Consider the following 16,632-nt stretch of genomic DNA (forward strand, 5'->3'; position numbering starts at 1 on the left):
TGCTTTCAGGCGTCGGTCTTACTCGGCGTCTGCCTGCTTGTTGCCGTGGGACAGGCTGTAGACATAGGCCGCCAACAGGTGAACCTTGTCATTGCCTTGCAGTTGTTCCTGAGCAGGCATCACGCCCTGACGGCCATGACGAATGGTCTGCTGCAGTTGGGCGAAGCTCGAGCCGTAGATGAAGGCTGCCGGGTGAGTCAGGTTCGGGGCGCCCATGGCTGGTGTGCCTTTGCCTTCCGGACCGTGGCAGACCGCGCAGTTGGCGGCGAACAGCTTCTGACCATTGACCGGGTCGGCCTTGATGCCTTCCGGCAACTTGCGGCCGTCGAGGTTGGTCAGGACATAAGCGGCAACGTCACTGACGCCCTGTTCCTTGATCACGTCCACCCAGGCTGGCATCACTGCGTGGCGACCGCCCATGATGGAGGCCTTGATGGTTTCCGGCTCGCCGCCCCAACGCCAGTCGGCGTCAGTCAGGTTAGGGAAGCCATAGGCGCCCTTGGCGTCGGAACCGTGGCAGACCGAGCAGTTGGACGCGAACAGGCGACCGCCCATTTTCAGGGCTTGCGGGTCCTTGGCCACTTCTTCGATCGGCATGGCGGCGTACTTGGCGAAGATCGGGCCGAACTTGGCGTCCGACTTGGCCATTTCCTTTTCCCACTCATGCACACCGGTCCAGCCCGGCTGGCCGTTGGCAAACGGGGTCTGCTTCTCGTTATCGAGGTAGTTGTAGCCCGGCAGGACGCCTTTCCAGTTGCCCAGGCCCGGGTACAGCACCAGGTAACCCAGGGCGAAGACGATGGTGCCGACAAACAGCATGAACCACCACTGTGGCAGCGGGTTGTCGTACTCCTCGATCCCGTCGAAGGAGTGGCCGACCGTCTCGTCGGTCTGCTCGGTGCGCTGGCCCTTGCGGGTCGACAGCAGCAGCCAGGTCAGGGCGAAGATGGTACCCAGACTGAGGACTGTGACGTACAGACTCCAGAACGTAGTCATTCTTTGTTACTCCTAGAAGCTTGCTCGACGTGCTTGATGGCGTCGGGATCATCCGCGAACGGCAGCAAGGTCGCGTCTTCAAACTCGGACTTGCGCTTGGGGCTGAACACCCAGAGCGCCAAGCCGATGAAGGCCACCATCACAACAAGGGTGCCCAGGCCACGAATCATCCCGATATCCATCTAGATCACCGTTTGCTTTTGATGATGGTGCCCAGGCCTTGCAGATAGGCCACCAGCGCGTCCATTTCGGTTTTGCCCTTCACAGCATCCTGAGCGCCGGCGATGTCTTCGTCGGTGTAAGGGACGCCGAGTGTGCGCAAGACTTCCATTTTCTTCGCGGTGTCTTTGCCGTCGAGCTTGTTTTCTACGAGGAACGGATAAGCCGGCATCTTCGACTCGGGGACCACGTTGCGCGGGTTGTACAAGTGCGCACGCTGCCAGTCATCGGAGTAGCGGCCGCCGACACGGGCCAGGTCCGGGCCGGTACGCTTGGAACCCCACAGGAATGGGTGGTCCCAGACGCTTTCACCGGCCACCGAGTAGTGGCCATAGCGTTCGGTTTCAGCGCGGAACGGACGGATCATCTGCGAGTGGCAGCCGACACAGCCGTTGGCGATGTACACGTCGCGGCCTTCCAGTTCCAACGCGGTGCGCGGCTTCATGCCCTCCACCGGCTTGTTGGTAACGTCCTGGAAGAACAGCGGGACGATCTGGGTCAGGCCGCCGATGCTGACGGCGATGACCATGAAGAAGGCCAGTAGGCCAATGTTCTTCTCGACTACTTCGTGCTTCATCAGTGAGCTCCAACTACAGCGATCTGAGCGGCGGCTTCAGCTTCAGCCGGGTTCGAGGCGCGAACGGTGCGGAACACGTTGTACGCCATGATCAGCATGCCGGCGGCGAAGAACGCACCGCCCAGAGCGCGGACGATAAAGCCCGGGTGACTGGCTTGCAGCGCTTCGACGAAGGAGTAGGTGAGGGTGCCGTCATCGTTGATTGCACGCCACATCAGGCCCTGGGTAATGCCGTTGACCCACATCGAGGCGATGTAGAGCACGGTACCGATGGTGGCCAGCCAGAAGTGGGTGTTGATCAGGCCGGTGCTGTGCATCTGCTGACGACCGAAGACTTTCGGGATCAGGTGGTACAGGGCGCCGATGGAGATCATTGCTACCCAGCCCAGAGCGCCGGCGTGTACGTGGCCGATGGTCCAGTCGGTGTAGTGCGAGAGCGAGTTGACGGTCTTGATCGCCATCATCGGACCTTCGAAGGTCGACATGCCGTAGAACGCCAGGGACACCACCAAGAAGCGCAGGATCGGGTCGGTGCGCAGCTTATGCCAGGCACCCGACAGGGTCATCATGCCGTTGATCATGCCGCCCCAGCTGGGTGCCAGCAGGATGATCGACATGGCCATGCCCAGGGACTGGGCCCAGTCCGGCAGTGCGGTGTAGTGCAGGTGGTGCGGACCGGCCCAGATGTACAGGGTGATCAGCGCCCAGAAGTGCACGATGGACAGGCGATAGGAGTAGATCGGACGCTCGGCCTGCTTGGGTACGAAGTAGTACATCATCCCCAGGAAACCGGTGGTCAGGAAGAAGCCCACGGCGTTGTGGCCGTACCACCACTGGATCATGGCGTCAGTCGCACCGGCATAGGCCGAATAGGACTTGAAGAAGCTGACCGGCAGGGAGGCGTGGTTGACGATGTGCAGCATCGCGGTCACCACGATGAAAGCACCGTAGAACCAGTTACCGACGTAGATGTGCTTGGTCTTGCGCTTGGTGATGGTGCCAAAGAACACCAGGCCATAGGTGACCCAGACGATCGCCAGCAGGATAGCCAGGGGCCATTCCAGTTCGGCGTATTCCTTGGTGGTGGTGTAACCCAGTGGCAGGGTCACGATCGCGCCGACGATCACCGCTTGCCAACCCCAGAAGGTGAAGGCCGCAAGGCTGTCGGAAATCAGTCGCGTCTGGCAGGTTCGCTGCACGACATAGTAAGAGGTGGCAAACAATGCACATCCACCGAAGGCGAAGATCACCAGGTTGGTGTGCAGCGGGCGCAGGCGTCCAAAGGTCGTCCATGGCAGATCGAAGTTCAACTCCGGCCAGACCAGTTGCGAGGCGATGAAGACACCGAGCCCCATGCCAAGGATCCCCCAGACCACCGTCATGATGGCGAACTGGCGGACTACCTTATAGTTATAAGCAGTCGGACTGATTGCTGTGCTCATTCTAAGGTTCCACGGTTTGGGTGTTTTATTAGGGATAAAAATCGGCCGCAAGTATGGAGAAAGCAGGGGGTCATTGCAACGCGCCATGACCTGGGTCAATGCGTTCCATGCCTGATTCTGCGGCCTTTCCCTATGCCGAGTAGGGACAAAAATTGCCCTCGGACAAAATGTCGCAGTGGACAAAAAACTTGGGGTGTCAGGTCAGTTGTAACCGGGTGTGTGGAAGTCCGCGGATCAGCTGACAGGTGGTAAGCCAGTCGACAGCCGGTATAAACCAGCCTTTGCGGCCTGTCATCGAGCGAAAGCTTCGAACGTCAAGGATACCGATGGCCTGTGACCGGTCATTGCCAGTCCACTTCGGGGCAAGCTTAGACCTGATTCGGATCAGTGCAAAGGCGGTGGGGGAGAGGGGTGCGACACTTGGTCGCAAAGAGGCAGGAGGGAAAGCTTCAAGCGGCAAGCTGCAAGTGAAACCTCGCAGCTTGCCGTTGATCTTTTACTGGTCGCTTTCAGCTTGTGGCTTGTTGCTGTTGTGGTGGGAGAGGCTGTACACGTAGGCGGCCAGCAGTTGCACCTTGTCGTTGCCGAGCAGTTCGCTCTGCGCCGGCATATGGCCCTGGCGACCGTGGCGGATGGTCTGCTGCAGTTGTGCCAGGCTGGTGCCGTAGATGAAACCGGCAGGCTGGGTCAGGTCGGGCGCGCCCATGATCTGAGTGCCCTTGCCGTCGGCGCCGTGACAGGCCACGCAGGTGGTGCTGAACGCTTGCTGCCCGGCCACCAGGTCGGCGTCGCTGTCCGCTGGCAGGGGCAGGCCGGCCAGTTCGTGACGGACATAAGCCGCTACGTTCTTCACGCCTGCTTCCTTGAGCACTTCACCCCAGGCCGGCATGGCCGCCATGCGGCCGCCCATGATGGTGGCCTTGATGGTGTCGGCGCTGCCGCCCCACCGCCAGTTGTCGTCCGCCAGGTTGGGGAAGCCGAAGGCACCCTTGGCGTCAGAGCCGTGGCACACCGAGCAGTTGGACGCGAACAGGCGTCCGCCCATCTTCAGTGCTTGTGGGTCCTTGGCCACTTCTTCTACGGGCATGGCTGCGAATTTGGCGAAGATCGGCCCAAATTTCACATCCGCCTTGGCCATTTCCTTTTCCCATTCCTTGGTCTGGGTCCAGCCGTCTTCATAGCCCGGCAGAATGCCTTTCCAGTTGCCCAGGCCCGGGTAGAGGATCAGGTAGCCCACGGAAAACACCAGGGTCCCGGCGAACAGCAGGAACCACCATTGCGGCAGGGGGTTGTCGTACTCCTCGATGCCATCGAAAGCGTGGCCCATGGTCTGGTCCACGCTGCCCTTGGTTTCACCCTTGCGGGTGCCGACCAGCAGCCAGGTCAGGCCGATCAGGCTGCCGATGGTCAGTACGCAGATCCACGTACTCCAGAAGGTGGTCATGGCCGAATGCTCCTTGTTACAGGCTCTTGAGGTTGAGCGTCATCAGTTGTATTACCGGCCGGTGCCGCACCCGGCATCGGGTCGTCGGCGAAGGGCAGCAGGCGTGCCTGGGCAAACTCGGGATTGCGTTTTGAGTTGAACACCCAGATCGATAGACCGACGAAGGCGATCATCACCACCAGGGTCCCGAGCCCGCGGATCATGCCGCTATCGAGTTCAAAACCCATGGCTCACCTCTTGCTCTTGATCGCAGTGCCAAGCACTTGCAGGTAGGACACCAGGGCGTCCATCTCGGTCTTGCCCTTGAGCGAGGCGGTGGCCCCGGCGATGTCGTCGTCGGTATAGGGCACGCCGAGGGTGCGCATGACCTTGAGCTTGGTTTCGGTGTGGCTGCTGTCCACCGCTGCTGTCACCAGCCACGGGTAGGCCGGCATCTTCGACTCGGGCACGACGTTGCGCGGGTTGTACAAGTGCGCACGGTGCCAGTCATCGGAGTAGCGGCCGCCGACACGGGCCAGGTCCGGACCGGTACGCTTGGAGCCCCACAGGAACGGGTGGTCCCAGACGCTTTCACCAGCCACCGAGTAGTGACCGTAACGTTCGGTTTCAGCGCGGAACGGACGGATCATCTGCGAGTGGCACTGTACGCAGCCTTCGCGGATGTAGATGTCACGGCCTTCCAGTTGCAGAGCGGTGTAGGGCTTCATGCCTTCCACCGGCTTGTTGGTGACGTCCTGGAAGAACAGCGGGACGATCTGGGTCAGACCGCCGATGCTCACCGCGAAGACCATCAGCAGCATCAGCAGGCCGACGTTTTTTTCAATCGTTTCGTGTTTCATGGCGGACTCCTCAGGCCATCTGCGCAGCGGCGTTGACTTCGGCTGGCACGGCGGCACGCACGGTGCGCCAGGTGTTGTAAGCCATCAGGAACATGCCGCTGAGGAAGATCGCACCACCGACCAGTCGCACGATGAAGCCTGGGTGGCTGGCCACCAGGGTTTCGACGAAGGAGTAGGTGAGGGTGCCGTCTTCGTTGACTGCACGCCACATCAGGCCCTGGGCGATACCGTTGACCCACATCGAGGCGATGTAGAGCACGGTACCGATGGTGGCCAGCCAGAAGTGGGTGTTGATCAGGCCGACGCTGTACATCTGCTCGCGACCGAAGACTTTCGGGATCAGGTGGTACAGCGCGCCGATGGAGATCATCGCTACCCAGCCCAGAGCGCCGGCGTGAACGTGGCCGATGGTCCAGTCGGTGTAGTGGGACAGGGCGTTGACGGTCTTGATCGCCATCATCGGACCTTCGAAGGTCGACATGCCGTAGAACGCCAGGGACACCACCAAGAAGCGCAGGATCGGGTCGCTACGCAACTTATGCCAGGCACCCGAGAGGGTCATCATCCCGTTGATCATGCCGCCCCAGCTTGGCGCCAGCAGTACCAGGGACATCACCATCCCCAGGGACTGAGCCCAGTCCGGCAGTGCGGTGTAGTGCAGGTGGTGCGGACCGGCCCAGATGTACAGGGTGATCAGTGCCCAGAAGTGCACGATGGACAAGCGATAGGAATACACCGGACGCTCGGCCTGCTTGGGTACGAAGTAGTACATCATCCCCAGGAAGCCCGCGGTCAGGAAGAAGCCCACAGCGTTGTGGCCGTACCACCACTGCACCATCGCATCGGTCGCACCGGCATACACCGAGTAGGATTTGGTGAAGCTGACCGGCAGTTCCAGGTTGTTGACGATGTGCAGGATGGCCACGGTGATGATGAAGGAGCCGAAGAACCAGTTACCCACATAGATGTGTTTGGTCTTGCGCTGCATCACGGTGCCGAAGAACACAATGGCGTAGGCCACCCAGACAATGGTGATCAGGATATCGATCGGCCATTCCAGTTCGGCGTATTCCTTGGAGCTGGTGTAGCCCAGTGGCAGGCTGATAGCTGCCAAGAGGATGACCAGCTGCCAGCCCCAGAAGCAGAACGCGGCGATTTTCGGCGCGAACAACTGAGTCTGACAGGTGCGTTGCACCGAGTAGAACGAGCTGGCAAACAGTGCGCAGCCGCCAAAGGCGAAGATCACCGCGTTGGTGTGCAGCGGACGTAGACGGCCGAAGCTGGTCCACGGTAGGTCGAAGTTGAGTTCAGGCCAGACCAACTGGGCAGCGAGAAAAACCCCGAGCCCCATGCCGACGATGCCCCACACCACCGTCATAATGGCGAATTGGCGGACCACCTTGTAGTTGTAGGCGGTACTGATAGAAGTGTTCATGGTTCCCCATCCACGGTTCAGCTGAAGTGAAAGCGACTGCGCACGGCAAGGCGCGCTCACTTCGTCTGGAGTTATAGGCAGACTAAAAGCGAGGCAAGCATGAGCAATGAGCACAAGGCCAGTATTGACGGGGATCAATGGGCGCAGTGCGTGCGGAAACGGGGCTGGTTATGGGAGGTCGCCGCTGTTGCCAGCCCGTTGCAGGCTCCGACCCTGATCCTGGCCCATGGTGCCGGCGCGCCGATGGACAGCGGCTTCATGAACGACATCGCTGTACGCCTTGCCGGGCATGGGGTGAACGTCTTGCGCTTCGAGTTTCCCTACATGGCCCAGCGGCGCCTGGATGGCGGCAAGCGCCCGCCCAACCCGGCACCCAAACTCCTGGAGTGCTGGCGCGAGGTGCATGCCTTGGTGCGACCTTATGTCACTGGGGTTCTGGCGGTGGGCGGCAAGTCCATGGGTGGACGCATGGCCAGTTTGCTGGCCGATGAGCTGGCGGCCGATGCCCTGGTGTGCCTGGGCTATCCCTTCTATGCCGTTGGCAAGCCGGAAAAACCGCGAGTGGCGCACCTGGCCGAACTGGCGACGCCGACCCTGATCGTGCAGGGCGAGCGTGACGCCCTGGGCAATCGCCAGGCGGTCGAAGCCTACTCGCTGGCGCCGAGTATCGAGCTGTATTGGCTGACGGCCGCTGATCACGATCTCAAGCCCCTGAAGGCCTCCGGTTGCACCCATGAGCAGCACCTGGAGTCAGCGGCGGCCAAGGTCGCTGCGTTCCTGCAAACACTGGCCTGATCCTGTATCAAGCTTGCTCGCGAAGCGCTCACCCGGCCCTCGAATGGGGATCGCGGCGTAGATCTGTCGCGAGCAAGCTCGCTCCTGCGGCTGTTGGGCGAGTTCGCAGGCATAAAAAAACCGCAAGCCGGTGCTTGCGGTTTTTTTGTCGCCGGCCCGGGGGCTTAGCGGTTGAAACGCTCCACCAGCGAGTACTGGGTGTGGGCGGTGCGGGTCAGGGCTTCGCTGAGTTCGGCCGAGTGCTGGGCCTGCTCCGAAGTCTGGTCCGCCAGTTGCGCGATGGTGCTGATGTTGCGGCTGATTTCTTCGGCCACCGAGCTTTGCTCTTCGGTGGCGGCAGCGATCTGGGTGGTCATGTCGGTGATGTTGGCCACCGCTTCACTGATGCCCACCAGCGCCTGGTCGGCTTCCAGCACCCGCGCCACGCCTTCTTCGGCCTGACGGTGACCGGCGTCCATGGTTTGCACGGCGGTGGCGGCGGTTTGTTGCAGCTTGGCGATCAGGGTGTGGATCTGCCCGGTGGACTCGCTGGTGCGTTGCGCCAGCTGGCGCACTTCATCGGCGACCACGGCAAAGCCGCGGCCCATTTCCCCGGCGCGTGCCGCTTCGATGGCCGCGTTCAAGGCCAGCAGGTTGGTCTGGTCGGCGATGCCCTTGATCACATCCACCACGCCGCCGATCTCGTCGCTGTCCTTGGCCAGCTGGGTCACGGTCAGGCCGGTTTCGCCCACCACCACTGACAGGCGCTGGATGGCTTCGCGGGTTTCCCCGGCGATGTCCCGGCCACGGCCGGTAAGGCGATTGGCTTCCTGGGTGGCGTCGGCGGTGCGTTGTACGTGGCTGGCCACTTCCTGGGTAGTGGCGGCCATCTGGTTGACCGCGGTGGCCACCTGCTCGGTTTCGACCCGCTGACGCTCCAGGCCGCTGGAGCTGTTGTGGGCCAGGGTGTCGGACTGGCGAGCCTGCTCGTTGAGGTGCTCGGCCGTGTCCTGCAGGCGGGTCAGGCAGGTCTTCAGGCGTGCTTCCTGGCTCAGGATCGACATTTCCAGACGTGCCTGGGCGCCGCGGCTGTCGGTGTACATCTGGGCGATCAGCGGGTCGGAGGTGGTCTGCTCGGCCAGGCGCAACAGGCGCTTGAGGCCGCGTTGCTGCCAGCTCAGGCCCAGCAGGCCCAGCGGCACCGAGAGCGCGGCAGCCAGGGCGAAGCCCCAATGGGAGTTGAGCCAGGCGCCGATCATGAAGCTCAGTTGGCTGACCAGAATGAAGGGCAGCCAGTCCTGCAGCACCGGTAGCCACTTGTCACGCTTGGGAATGGCCGACTTGCCGGAGTTGATACGCTGGTAAAGCGCTTCGGCGCGGCGCACTTGTTCGGCGGTGGGCTTGACCCGTACCGATTCGTAACCCACCACCTGGTTGCCTTCGAACACCGGAGTCACATAGGCGTTGACCCAGTAGTGGTCACCGGTCTTGCAGCGGTTCTTGACGATGCCCATCCATGGCAAGCCTTGTTTCAAGGTGCCCCACATGTGCGCGAACACTGCCGCTGGGACATCAGGGTGACGGACCAGGTTGTGCGGCGCGCGAACCAGTTCTTCACGGGAGAACCCACTGATCTCGACAAAGGCATCGTTGCAGTAGGTGATCACGCCTTTGGCGTCGGTGGTGGAAATCAACCGTTGTTGAGCCGGGAAGGTACGTTCGCGCTGAGTGACAGGCTGGTTATTACGCATGGTTTTTCAATCCGCAAGGCTTTGATGGGTTGTCGGCCGCTTCAGCCGATTATTGAAATTATTTTTCAATAATCGGCGCTGGGTCTCATTAGGCAGAAGCTGTCGCTTGCAAAATGCGCCACCGCGGTTCCGATGGCTTTGGCGAGGCGTTAATCATTGACCTTCTTCCTTGATAGTCAATTGTCCTGAAGTACTGGTTTTGGCAACTTTTCGCTGGGCTATCCGGCGAGCATCGGATAGCTGAACAGGCCGAAATGCAGCAGATTGAGACCGAAGTGCGTAGCAATTGCCGCACCCAGGCCTCCAAAGCGATAGGCCAGACCGTAGCCGACCCCGGCGATGGTTGCCAGTAGGGTCCATTGCCAGCCAGCACCCAGGTGTACCAGGCCAAATAACAGGGCCGCACACAGCAGTGCCAGGTTCTCACCATAGGGAAGGGCCTTGAATTTCCGGCTCAGGCCGCCCTGGATGTAACCCCGGAACAGCGCTTCCTCCACCAGGGTGACCAGCAGCAGATTGTTCAGCACCCACAACCAGGCCTGATCCGGCCATTTCGGCGCCCAACTGATGATTCCCAGCAGCAATGCTCCGCCCAATGCGGCGATTGCGCACAACGTCAGGGCCAGAACCGTTGCGTAGAGCGACAGACGCAGCGAGCGCCGACCGACGATCCAGGGGCAGACCAAGAGCAGCCAGAAGCCGATCAGCGGCTTGTCCTGGTTCAGGTACATGGAGAAGGGCACGGCGTCGTCGGTAAAGCGCTGCGGGTCGATGGCCCGGCCGTTGTAGAAGCCTGGCAGCCAGTGCATGGCCAGAGCCAGGGCGAGCACCACGAACAGGCCGTGGCCCAGGTATTGGCCGATGCGGCTGTGTTGCTGGCGTACGGCAAATCCGGCGCAGAGCAGCAGGAAGATCGAGAGGGCGGCCAGCAGCCCCAGTTGCCCGTAGCTCAGAGCCAGTGCGTAGCCGATAGAAAGGAGTGCCAGATACATCCATGGCAAAGTGGTCATGTGGAATCCTTGTTGCAAAAGAAAGAGGTATTGCAGAAACGTTGTTCAGCGGCGGATCTGTAGTCGCCATTGCGACCGGTGAGTCAGCTTTGGCGGGCTGCAAGTATAACCAGCTGAGTTTTGTTCGACAGGCCGACGAAAAACACCGCCCTGAGGCGGTGTTTTATTTCGTGGTGGATCAGGATGCAATCAGTTGGCGCAACACGTAGTGCAGGATTCCTCCGGACTTGAAGTACTCGACTTCGTTCAGCGTATCGATGCGGCACAGCACCTCGATTTTCTCCTGGCTGCCATCCTCACGGGTGATCACCAGGGGCAGGTTCATCCGCGGGGTCAGTTCCACGTCGCTCAGGCCGAGGATGTCCAGGGTCTCCTTGCCGGTGAGTTTCAGGCTCTTGCGGTTCTGGTCGAGCTTGAACTGCAAGGGCAGGACCCCCATGCCCACCAGATTGGAGCGGTGGATGCGCTCGAAGCTTTCGGCGATCACCGCCTTGACCCCCAGCAGGTTGGTGCCCTTGGCGGCCCAGTCACGGCTGGAACCGGTGCCGTATTCCTGACCGGCGATGACCACCAGCGGCGTGCCCGAGGCCTGATATTTCATGGCCGCGTCGTAGATCGGCATTTTCTCGCCACTGGGGATGTAGAGCGTATTGCCGCCTTCTTCGCCGCCGAGCATTTCGTTGCGGATGCGGATGTTGGCAAAGGTGCCGCGCATCATCACTTGGTGATTACCCCGACGCGAGCCGTAGGAGTTGAAGTCCCGGGGCTCCACGCCCTTGTCCCGCAGGTAGCGCCCGGCCGGGCTGTCGGCCTTGATGTTGCCGGCGGGAGAGATGTGGTCGGTGGTCACCGAGTCCCCCAGCAGCGCCAGCACCCGTGCACCGTTGACGTCCTTGATTTCCGGCAGGGGGCCGGCAATGTCGTCGAAGAAGGGAGGGTGCTGGATATAGGTGGAGTCGTCCTGCCAGACATAAGTGGCCGCCTGTGGCACTTCAATGGCTTGCCATTGGGCGTCACCGGCAAACACCTCGGCGTATTCCTTGTGGAACATCCGTGTGTTGACCTGGGCCACGGCCTCGGCGATTTCCTGGCTGCTGGGCCAGATGTCCCGCAGGTACACCGGCTGGCCATCCTTACCTTGACCCAGCGGTTCGCTGCTGATGTCGATACGTACCGTGCCGGCCAGGGCATAGGCCACCACCAGGGGCGGGGAAGCCAGCCAGTTGGTTTTGACCAGGGGATGCACCCGGCCTTCGAAGTTGCGGTTGCCCGACAGCACCGAAGCCACGGTGAGGTCGGCTTGCTGGATGGCTTTCTCGATCGGTTCCTGTAGCGGACCTGAGTTGCCGATGCAGGTGGTGCAGCCATAGCCCACCAGATCGAAGCCCAGTTGGTCCAGGTAAGGCGTAAGTCCGGCGGCTTTATAGTAGTCAGTCACCACCTTGGAGCCTGGAGCCAGCGAACTCTTGACCCAGGGCTTGCGCTGCAGGCCCTTTTCCACGGCTTTCTTGGCCACCAGGCCTGCCGCCATCATCACGCTAGGGTTGGAGGTGTTGGTGCAGGAGGTGATGGCGGCGATCACCACCGCGCCGTTTTTCAGGCGATAGGTCTGGCCTGCGTCCTGGTAGTCGGCTTCGCCCACCAGGTCGGCATTGCCCACGGCGACACCGCCGCCGCCCTCGCTTTCCAGGCGACCTTCTTCCTTGCTGGTGGGTTTGAACTGCAGGTCGAGGAAGTCAGTGAAGGCTTGGGCCACATTGGGTAGCGCGACCCGGTCTTGTGGCCGTTTGGGTCCGGCGAGACTGGCCTCCACGGTGCCCATGTCCAAGGCCAGGCTGTCGGTGAATACCGGCTCCTTGCCCGGCAGGCGCCACAGGCCCTGGGCCTTGCTATAGGCCTCCACCAGTTTCACCAACTCGGCAGGGCGCCCGGACAGGCGCAGGTAATCCAGGGTGATGTCGTCCACCGGGAAGAAGCCGCAGGTGGCGCCATATTCCGGGGCCATGTTGGCAATGGTGGCGCGGTCCGCCAGGGGCAGGTCGGCCAGGCCATCGCCATAGAACTCGACGAACTTGCCCACTACGCCCTTCTTGCGCAGCATCTGGGTCACCGTCAGCACCAGATCGGTGGCGGTGATGCCTTCCTTGAGCTTGCCGGTGAGTTTGAAGCCGATGACTTCCGGAATCAGCATCGATACCGGCTGGCCCAGCATTGCCGCTTCTGCCTCGATCCCGCCCACGCCCCAGCCCAGCACGCCGAGGCCGTTGATCATGGTGGTGTGGGAGTCGGTGCCCACCAGAGTGTCGGGGAAGGCGTAGGTGCGGCCATCCTCGTCCTTGGTCCAGACCGTGCGCCCCAGGTATTCCAGATTGACCTGGTGACAGATGCCTGTGCCCGGCGGCACCACGCTGAAGTTGTCGAAGGCGCTCTGGCCCCAGCGCAGGAAGGCATAGCGTTCGCCGTTGCGCTGCATTTCGATGTCGACGTTTTGCTCGAAGGCGCTACTGCTGGCGAACTTGTCCACCATCACCGAGTGGTCGATCACCAGATCCACCGGGGACAGCGGGTTGATCCGTTGTGGATCGCCACCGGCCTTGGCCATGGCAGCGCGCATGGCGGCCAGGTCGACCACGGCGGGCACACCGGTAAAGTCCTGCATCAGGACGCGAGCGGGTCGGTATTGGATCTCCCGGTCGGAGCGACGCTCCTTGAGCCAGGCGGCGAGGGCCTTGAGGTCGGCGCCGGTGACGGTCTTGTCGTCTTCCCAGCGCAGCAGGTTTTCCAGCAGGACTTTCAGCGACATGGGCAGGGCGTCGATATCGCCCAGGCTCTTGGCGGCGTCCGGCAGGCTGAAATAGTGATAAGTCTTGTCGTCGACTTTTAGGGTTTTAAGGGTTTTCAGGCTATCGAGGGATGGCATTGAATGACTCCTTGTGGCCCGCACGGCTACGGGCCTGTGATACGGACAGAGGGTTAACCTAGCTCTGTTTGGGGCTTATAGCTAATCACTGGACTCCTGGGTTCAGTCCAAGGTTCCGAACTCGGTTATGATGCGCCGGTTTTCGTGACAGGCTTTGCTACAGGGCAGGTTTGCGCATCGATTCGTCGCCATTTGCCCAGGAGATTCAATGAACACCCTGTTTATCCATTGCCGGCCCGGTTTCGAGGGCGAAGTCTGCTCCGAGATCGCCGACCACGCGGCTCGGCTGAATGTCGCCGGCTACGCCAAGGCCAAGCCCAGCACTGCCTGCGCCGAGTTCATCTGCACCGAGGACGACGGCGCCCAGCGCCTGATGCAGGGGCTGCGCTTTGCCGAACTGATCTTCCCCCGGCAGTGGGCCCGCGGCGGCTTCATCGAGTTGCCGGAAACCGACCGCATTAGCGTGATCCTGGCCTACCTTGCCGGCTTTCCCCAGTGCGGCAGCCTGTGGCTGGAGGTGGTGGATACCAATGACGGCAAGGAACTGTCGAACTTCTGCAAAAAGTTCGAAGGTCCGCTGCGCAAGGCCCTGAGCGCTGCCGGCAAGCTGGTGGAGGATGCCGCCAAGCCGCGCTTGCTGTTGACCTTCAAGAGTGGGCGTGAAGTCTTTGTCGGCCTGGCGGATGCCGGCAACTCGGCCATGTGGCCGATGGGCATTCCACGCTTGAAGTTCCCCCGGGAAGCGCCAAGCCGTTCGACCCTGAAACTGGAAGAGGCCTGGCACCACTTCATCCCCCGGGATCAGTGGGATGAGCGTTTGCACAGCGACATGACCGGGGTCGACCTGGGTGCGGCGCCAGGAGGCTGGACCTGGCAGTTGGTCAATCGCGGCATGCTGGTGACCGCCGTCGATAACGGCCCTATGGCTGAAAGCCTGATGGACACTGGCCTGGTGCAACACCTGATGGCGGACGGCTTTACCTTCAAGCCGCGACAGCCGGTGGACTGGATGGTCTGCGACATCGTCGAAAAGCCGGCGCGCAACGCCGCACTTCTGGAAACCTGGATCGGCGAGGGCCATTGCCGCGAGGCCGTGGTCAACCTGAAGCTGCCGATGAAGCAGCGTTACGCCGAAGTGAAGCGTTTGCTGGAGCGGATTGAAGAGGGCTTCAAGGCGCGGGGAATTCGGGTGGCGATCGGCTGCAAGCAGCTGTATCACGACCGCGAGGAAGTCACTTGCCACCTGCGGCGCCTGGATGTGAAAAAGCCCAAGTCGGCGTAGTACCCGCAACACCGCCCGCTTCCAGGTAGGAGCCGGCTTGCCGGCGAAAAAGGCCCCGCAGCTGTGCAAGGCGTGAGGATGCCTTCGCTGGCAAGCCAGCTCCTACGGCAGGTCCGGGGCCGTGGAACGACGGCAACAGATGACCCTATGGCACCATTGCGCGACAATGGCCGCCTGTTTCAGGAGTGAACCATGAGTCAAATCATCGATACACCGGTTGACGGCACCCTCGACGCCACCGGCCTTAATTGCCCCGAGCCGGTGATGATGCTGCACCAGCACATTCGCGATCTGCCCGCAGGCGGGCTGCTGAAAGTGATCGCCACCGACCCTTCCACCCGCCGCGACATTCCCAAGTTCTGCGTGTTCCTCGACCACGAACTGGTGGCGCAGCAGGAAGAGGCCGGCACCTACCTCTACTGGATTCGCAAGAAGCTCGATTAACCCGCCGAACGGCCGATGCGGATCTGCTTGCGCGCACTGCGTGTCAGGCGGATCAACAGCATCAGCGCGGCGCAGGTCAAGCCGGCAATCAACCCCTCCCACAGACCGCTCGGGCCCCGTGCCGCTCCGAACCAATCGGTCAGGCCCAGGGCGTAGCCCACCGGCAAACCAATCCCCCAGTAAGCGAACAGGGTCAGGATCATGGTCACCCGAGTGTCCTGATAGCCGCGCAGTGCGCCAGCGGCGGTGACCTGAATGCCATCGGAAAACTGGAACAATGCCGAGTACACGATGAGCATCGAGGCTACCTGGATCACCATCGGGTCGTTGGTGTAGATCGAGGCGATGGGTTCGCGCAGCAGGTACATCAGGCTTGCCGACAGGCAGGCGTAGGCCAGTGCCGCGCCCATGCCGACTCCGGCGCTGAAGCGTGCGTCGCGCGGTTGCTGACGGCCCAGAGACTGGCCGACCCGCACCGTTACGGCCATGGCCAGGGAGTAGGGGATCATGAACATCAGGGCGCTGACGTTGAGGGCAATCTGGTGTCCGGCCACTACCGTGGCACCCAGGCTGCCGATCAACAGGGCGATGACCGCGAAGATGCTCGACTCGGCGAACACCGCGATGCCGATGGGCAGGCCGACACTCACCAGGCGCTTGATCACCGCCCATTGTGGCCAGTCGAACCGGCTGAACAGCTGGATCTTGCGATAGGCCGGTGCCCAGTGAACCCAGCCGGCCATGCCCAGCATCATGGCCCACATCACGATCGCCGTGGCCCAGCCACAGCCGACGCCGCCCATGGCCGGTACACCGAAGTGGCCATAAATGAAGATGTAGTTGATGGGGATGTTGAGGGCCAGGCCACAAAGCCCGATGACCATGCTCGGCACTGTGCGGCCCAGCCCGTCGCTCAAGCAGCGCAGCACGTAGTACAGCGCTACAGCCGGCAGGCCGCTGGCGATGCCGTGCAGATAACCCATGCAGGGCTTGATCAGTTCCGGATCAACCTTCATCAGGTGCAGTATCGGTTCGGCGCTGATCAATATCAGCGTGGCCGAGAGGCCCGTCACTACCGCCAGCCACAGGGCCTGGCGCACCACCGGACTGATCTCGTGCAGCTTGCCGGCACCAAAGCGCTGGGCCACTTTGGGTGTGGTGGCCAGCAGGGTGCCGGTCATCAGCAGGAACACTGGAATCCAGATTGAGTTGCCCAGGGCTACGGCCGCGAGATCCCGCGGACTTACCCGGCCGGCCATGACGGCATCGACAAAGCCCATGGCGGTGGTGGCCACCTGGGCAATCATGATGGGCAGGGCCAGTCGCAGCAGGTCGCGCAGTTCGCGGCCAACCCGGGCAGGGCGGCTGGTGGCTGGGGTGATGGGAGTGTCGGTCACGGAATTCACGGGGCGTAGCGTCCATAGGCGTGTTGCGCGGGACGCGACAGTCTACGCGTTGACACTCTGGTCAGGAAAAAATCCAGTGTTGTGGATTTGTAA

At 61.8% G+C, this 16,632-nt stretch carries 16 protein-coding genes; 4 read left to right on the forward strand and 12 right to left on the reverse strand.

What is annotated here, in order from left to right:
- Positions 1-18: 18 nt before the first annotated feature.
- From ccoP (PFZ56_RS15520) to ccoN (PFZ56_RS15555), 8 genes are all read right to left on the reverse strand, one after another.
- Entirely contained in the window at positions 19-996 is a 978-nt protein-coding gene (gene ccoP / locus PFZ56_RS15520; RefSeq protein ID WP_102863799.1) for a cytochrome-c oxidase, cbb3-type subunit III, read from the reverse strand.
- Positions 993-1,178, reverse strand: coding sequence for a CcoQ/FixQ family Cbb3-type cytochrome c oxidase assembly chaperone (locus PFZ56_RS15525; protein WP_011060239.1), 186 nt, complete (start codon positions 1,176-1,178; stop codon positions 993-995). The genes ccoP (PFZ56_RS15520) and PFZ56_RS15525 overlap by 4 nt, the downstream gene beginning before the upstream one ends.
- Before the next feature lie 5 nt (positions 1,179-1,183).
- Positions 1,184-1,792, reverse strand: coding sequence for a cytochrome-c oxidase, cbb3-type subunit II (gene ccoO / locus PFZ56_RS15530; RefSeq protein WP_102863798.1), 609 nt, complete (start codon positions 1,790-1,792; stop codon positions 1,184-1,186).
- Positions 1,792-3,234: a cytochrome-c oxidase, cbb3-type subunit I gene (gene ccoN, locus PFZ56_RS15535; RefSeq protein WP_102863797.1), complete on the reverse strand. Its 1,443-nt coding sequence runs from the start codon at positions 3,232-3,234 to the stop codon at positions 1,792-1,794. Before ccoN (PFZ56_RS15535) ends, ccoO (PFZ56_RS15530) begins: the two co-directional genes overlap by 1 nt.
- Positions 3,235-3,730: 496 nt before the next feature.
- Positions 3,731-4,678 carry a cytochrome-c oxidase, cbb3-type subunit III gene (ccoP, locus tag PFZ56_RS15540; RefSeq protein ID WP_102863796.1) on the reverse strand — a complete coding sequence of 316 codons (948 nt, stop codon included), beginning with the start codon at positions 4,676-4,678 and terminating at the stop codon, positions 3,731-3,733.
- Positions 4,675-4,905 carry a cbb3-type cytochrome c oxidase subunit 3 gene (locus PFZ56_RS15545; protein ID WP_102879007.1) on the reverse strand — a complete coding sequence of 77 codons (231 nt, stop codon included), beginning with the start codon at positions 4,903-4,905 and terminating at the stop codon, positions 4,675-4,677. Before PFZ56_RS15545 ends, ccoP (PFZ56_RS15540) begins: the two co-directional genes overlap by 4 nt.
- A 3-nt stretch (positions 4,906-4,908) precedes the next feature.
- The gene (gene ccoO / locus PFZ56_RS15550; RefSeq protein ID WP_102863795.1) at positions 4,909-5,517 is read right to left on the reverse strand and encodes a cytochrome-c oxidase, cbb3-type subunit II; all 609 of its coding nucleotides are present in this window, start codon (positions 5,515-5,517) and stop codon (positions 4,909-4,911) included.
- Positions 5,518-5,527: 10 nt separating this feature from the next.
- Complete coding sequence (gene ccoN, locus PFZ56_RS15555) at positions 5,528-6,952, reverse strand: cytochrome-c oxidase, cbb3-type subunit I (protein WP_110596940.1); 1,425 nt, start codon at positions 6,950-6,952, stop codon at positions 5,528-5,530.
- 99 nt (positions 6,953-7,051) lie between these two features.
- On the opposite strand from ccoN (PFZ56_RS15555), the gene PFZ56_RS15560 reads away from it, so the two are divergent.
- Positions 7,052-7,747: an alpha/beta family hydrolase gene (locus PFZ56_RS15560; protein ID WP_123392378.1), complete on the forward strand. Its 696-nt coding sequence runs from the start codon at positions 7,052-7,054 to the stop codon at positions 7,745-7,747.
- Positions 7,748-7,911: 164 nt separating this feature from the next.
- On the opposite strand, the gene PFZ56_RS15565 is transcribed toward PFZ56_RS15560, so the two are convergent.
- On the reverse strand, positions 7,912-9,477 hold the full coding sequence (locus PFZ56_RS15565; protein WP_102863792.1) for a PAS domain-containing methyl-accepting chemotaxis protein: 1,566 nt from the start codon (positions 9,475-9,477) through the stop codon (positions 7,912-7,914).
- Positions 9,478-9,695: 218 nt separating this feature from the next.
- Positions 9,696-10,487, reverse strand: a complete 792-nt coding sequence (locus tag PFZ56_RS15570) for a CPBP family intramembrane glutamic endopeptidase (RefSeq protein ID WP_170002197.1) — start codon at positions 10,485-10,487, stop codon at positions 9,696-9,698.
- Here PFZ56_RS15570 and PFZ56_RS15575 point away from each other — a divergent pair.
- The gene (locus tag PFZ56_RS15575) at positions 10,472-10,696 is read left to right on the forward strand and encodes a hypothetical protein (RefSeq protein ID WP_394304641.1); all 225 of its coding nucleotides are present in this window, start codon (positions 10,472-10,474) and stop codon (positions 10,694-10,696) included. The two genes, PFZ56_RS15570 and PFZ56_RS15575, sit on opposite strands and share 16 nt — an antisense overlap.
- Here PFZ56_RS15575 and acnA read toward each other — a convergent pair.
- The gene (acnA, locus tag PFZ56_RS15580) at positions 10,666-13,407 is read right to left on the reverse strand and encodes an aconitate hydratase AcnA (RefSeq protein WP_110596938.1); all 2,742 of its coding nucleotides are present in this window, start codon (positions 13,405-13,407) and stop codon (positions 10,666-10,668) included. The two genes, PFZ56_RS15575 and acnA, sit on opposite strands and share 31 nt — an antisense overlap.
- Before the next feature lie 208 nt (positions 13,408-13,615).
- Here acnA and rlmM point away from each other — a divergent pair, with 208 nt between their 5' ends.
- The gene (gene rlmM, locus PFZ56_RS15585; protein WP_102863789.1) at positions 13,616-14,689 is read left to right on the forward strand and encodes a 23S rRNA (cytidine(2498)-2'-O)-methyltransferase RlmM; all 1,074 of its coding nucleotides are present in this window, start codon (positions 13,616-13,618) and stop codon (positions 14,687-14,689) included.
- 192 nt (positions 14,690-14,881) lie between these two features.
- Positions 14,882-15,133 carry a sulfurtransferase TusA gene (gene tusA, locus PFZ56_RS15590; protein WP_047302965.1) on the forward strand — a complete coding sequence of 84 codons (252 nt, stop codon included), beginning with the start codon at positions 14,882-14,884 and terminating at the stop codon, positions 15,131-15,133.
- Here tusA and PFZ56_RS15595 read toward each other — a convergent pair.
- Positions 15,130-16,539: an MATE family efflux transporter gene (locus tag PFZ56_RS15595; RefSeq protein WP_102879011.1), complete on the reverse strand. Its 1,410-nt coding sequence runs from the start codon at positions 16,537-16,539 to the stop codon at positions 15,130-15,132. The genes tusA and PFZ56_RS15595 overlap by 4 nt on opposite strands.
- Between the last annotated feature and the right edge of the window lie 93 nt (positions 16,540-16,632).

Source organism: Pseudomonas danubii, from assembly GCF_042980055.1.
Taxonomy (GTDB): Bacteria; Pseudomonadota; Gammaproteobacteria; order Pseudomonadales; family Pseudomonadaceae; genus Aquipseudomonas; species Aquipseudomonas danubii.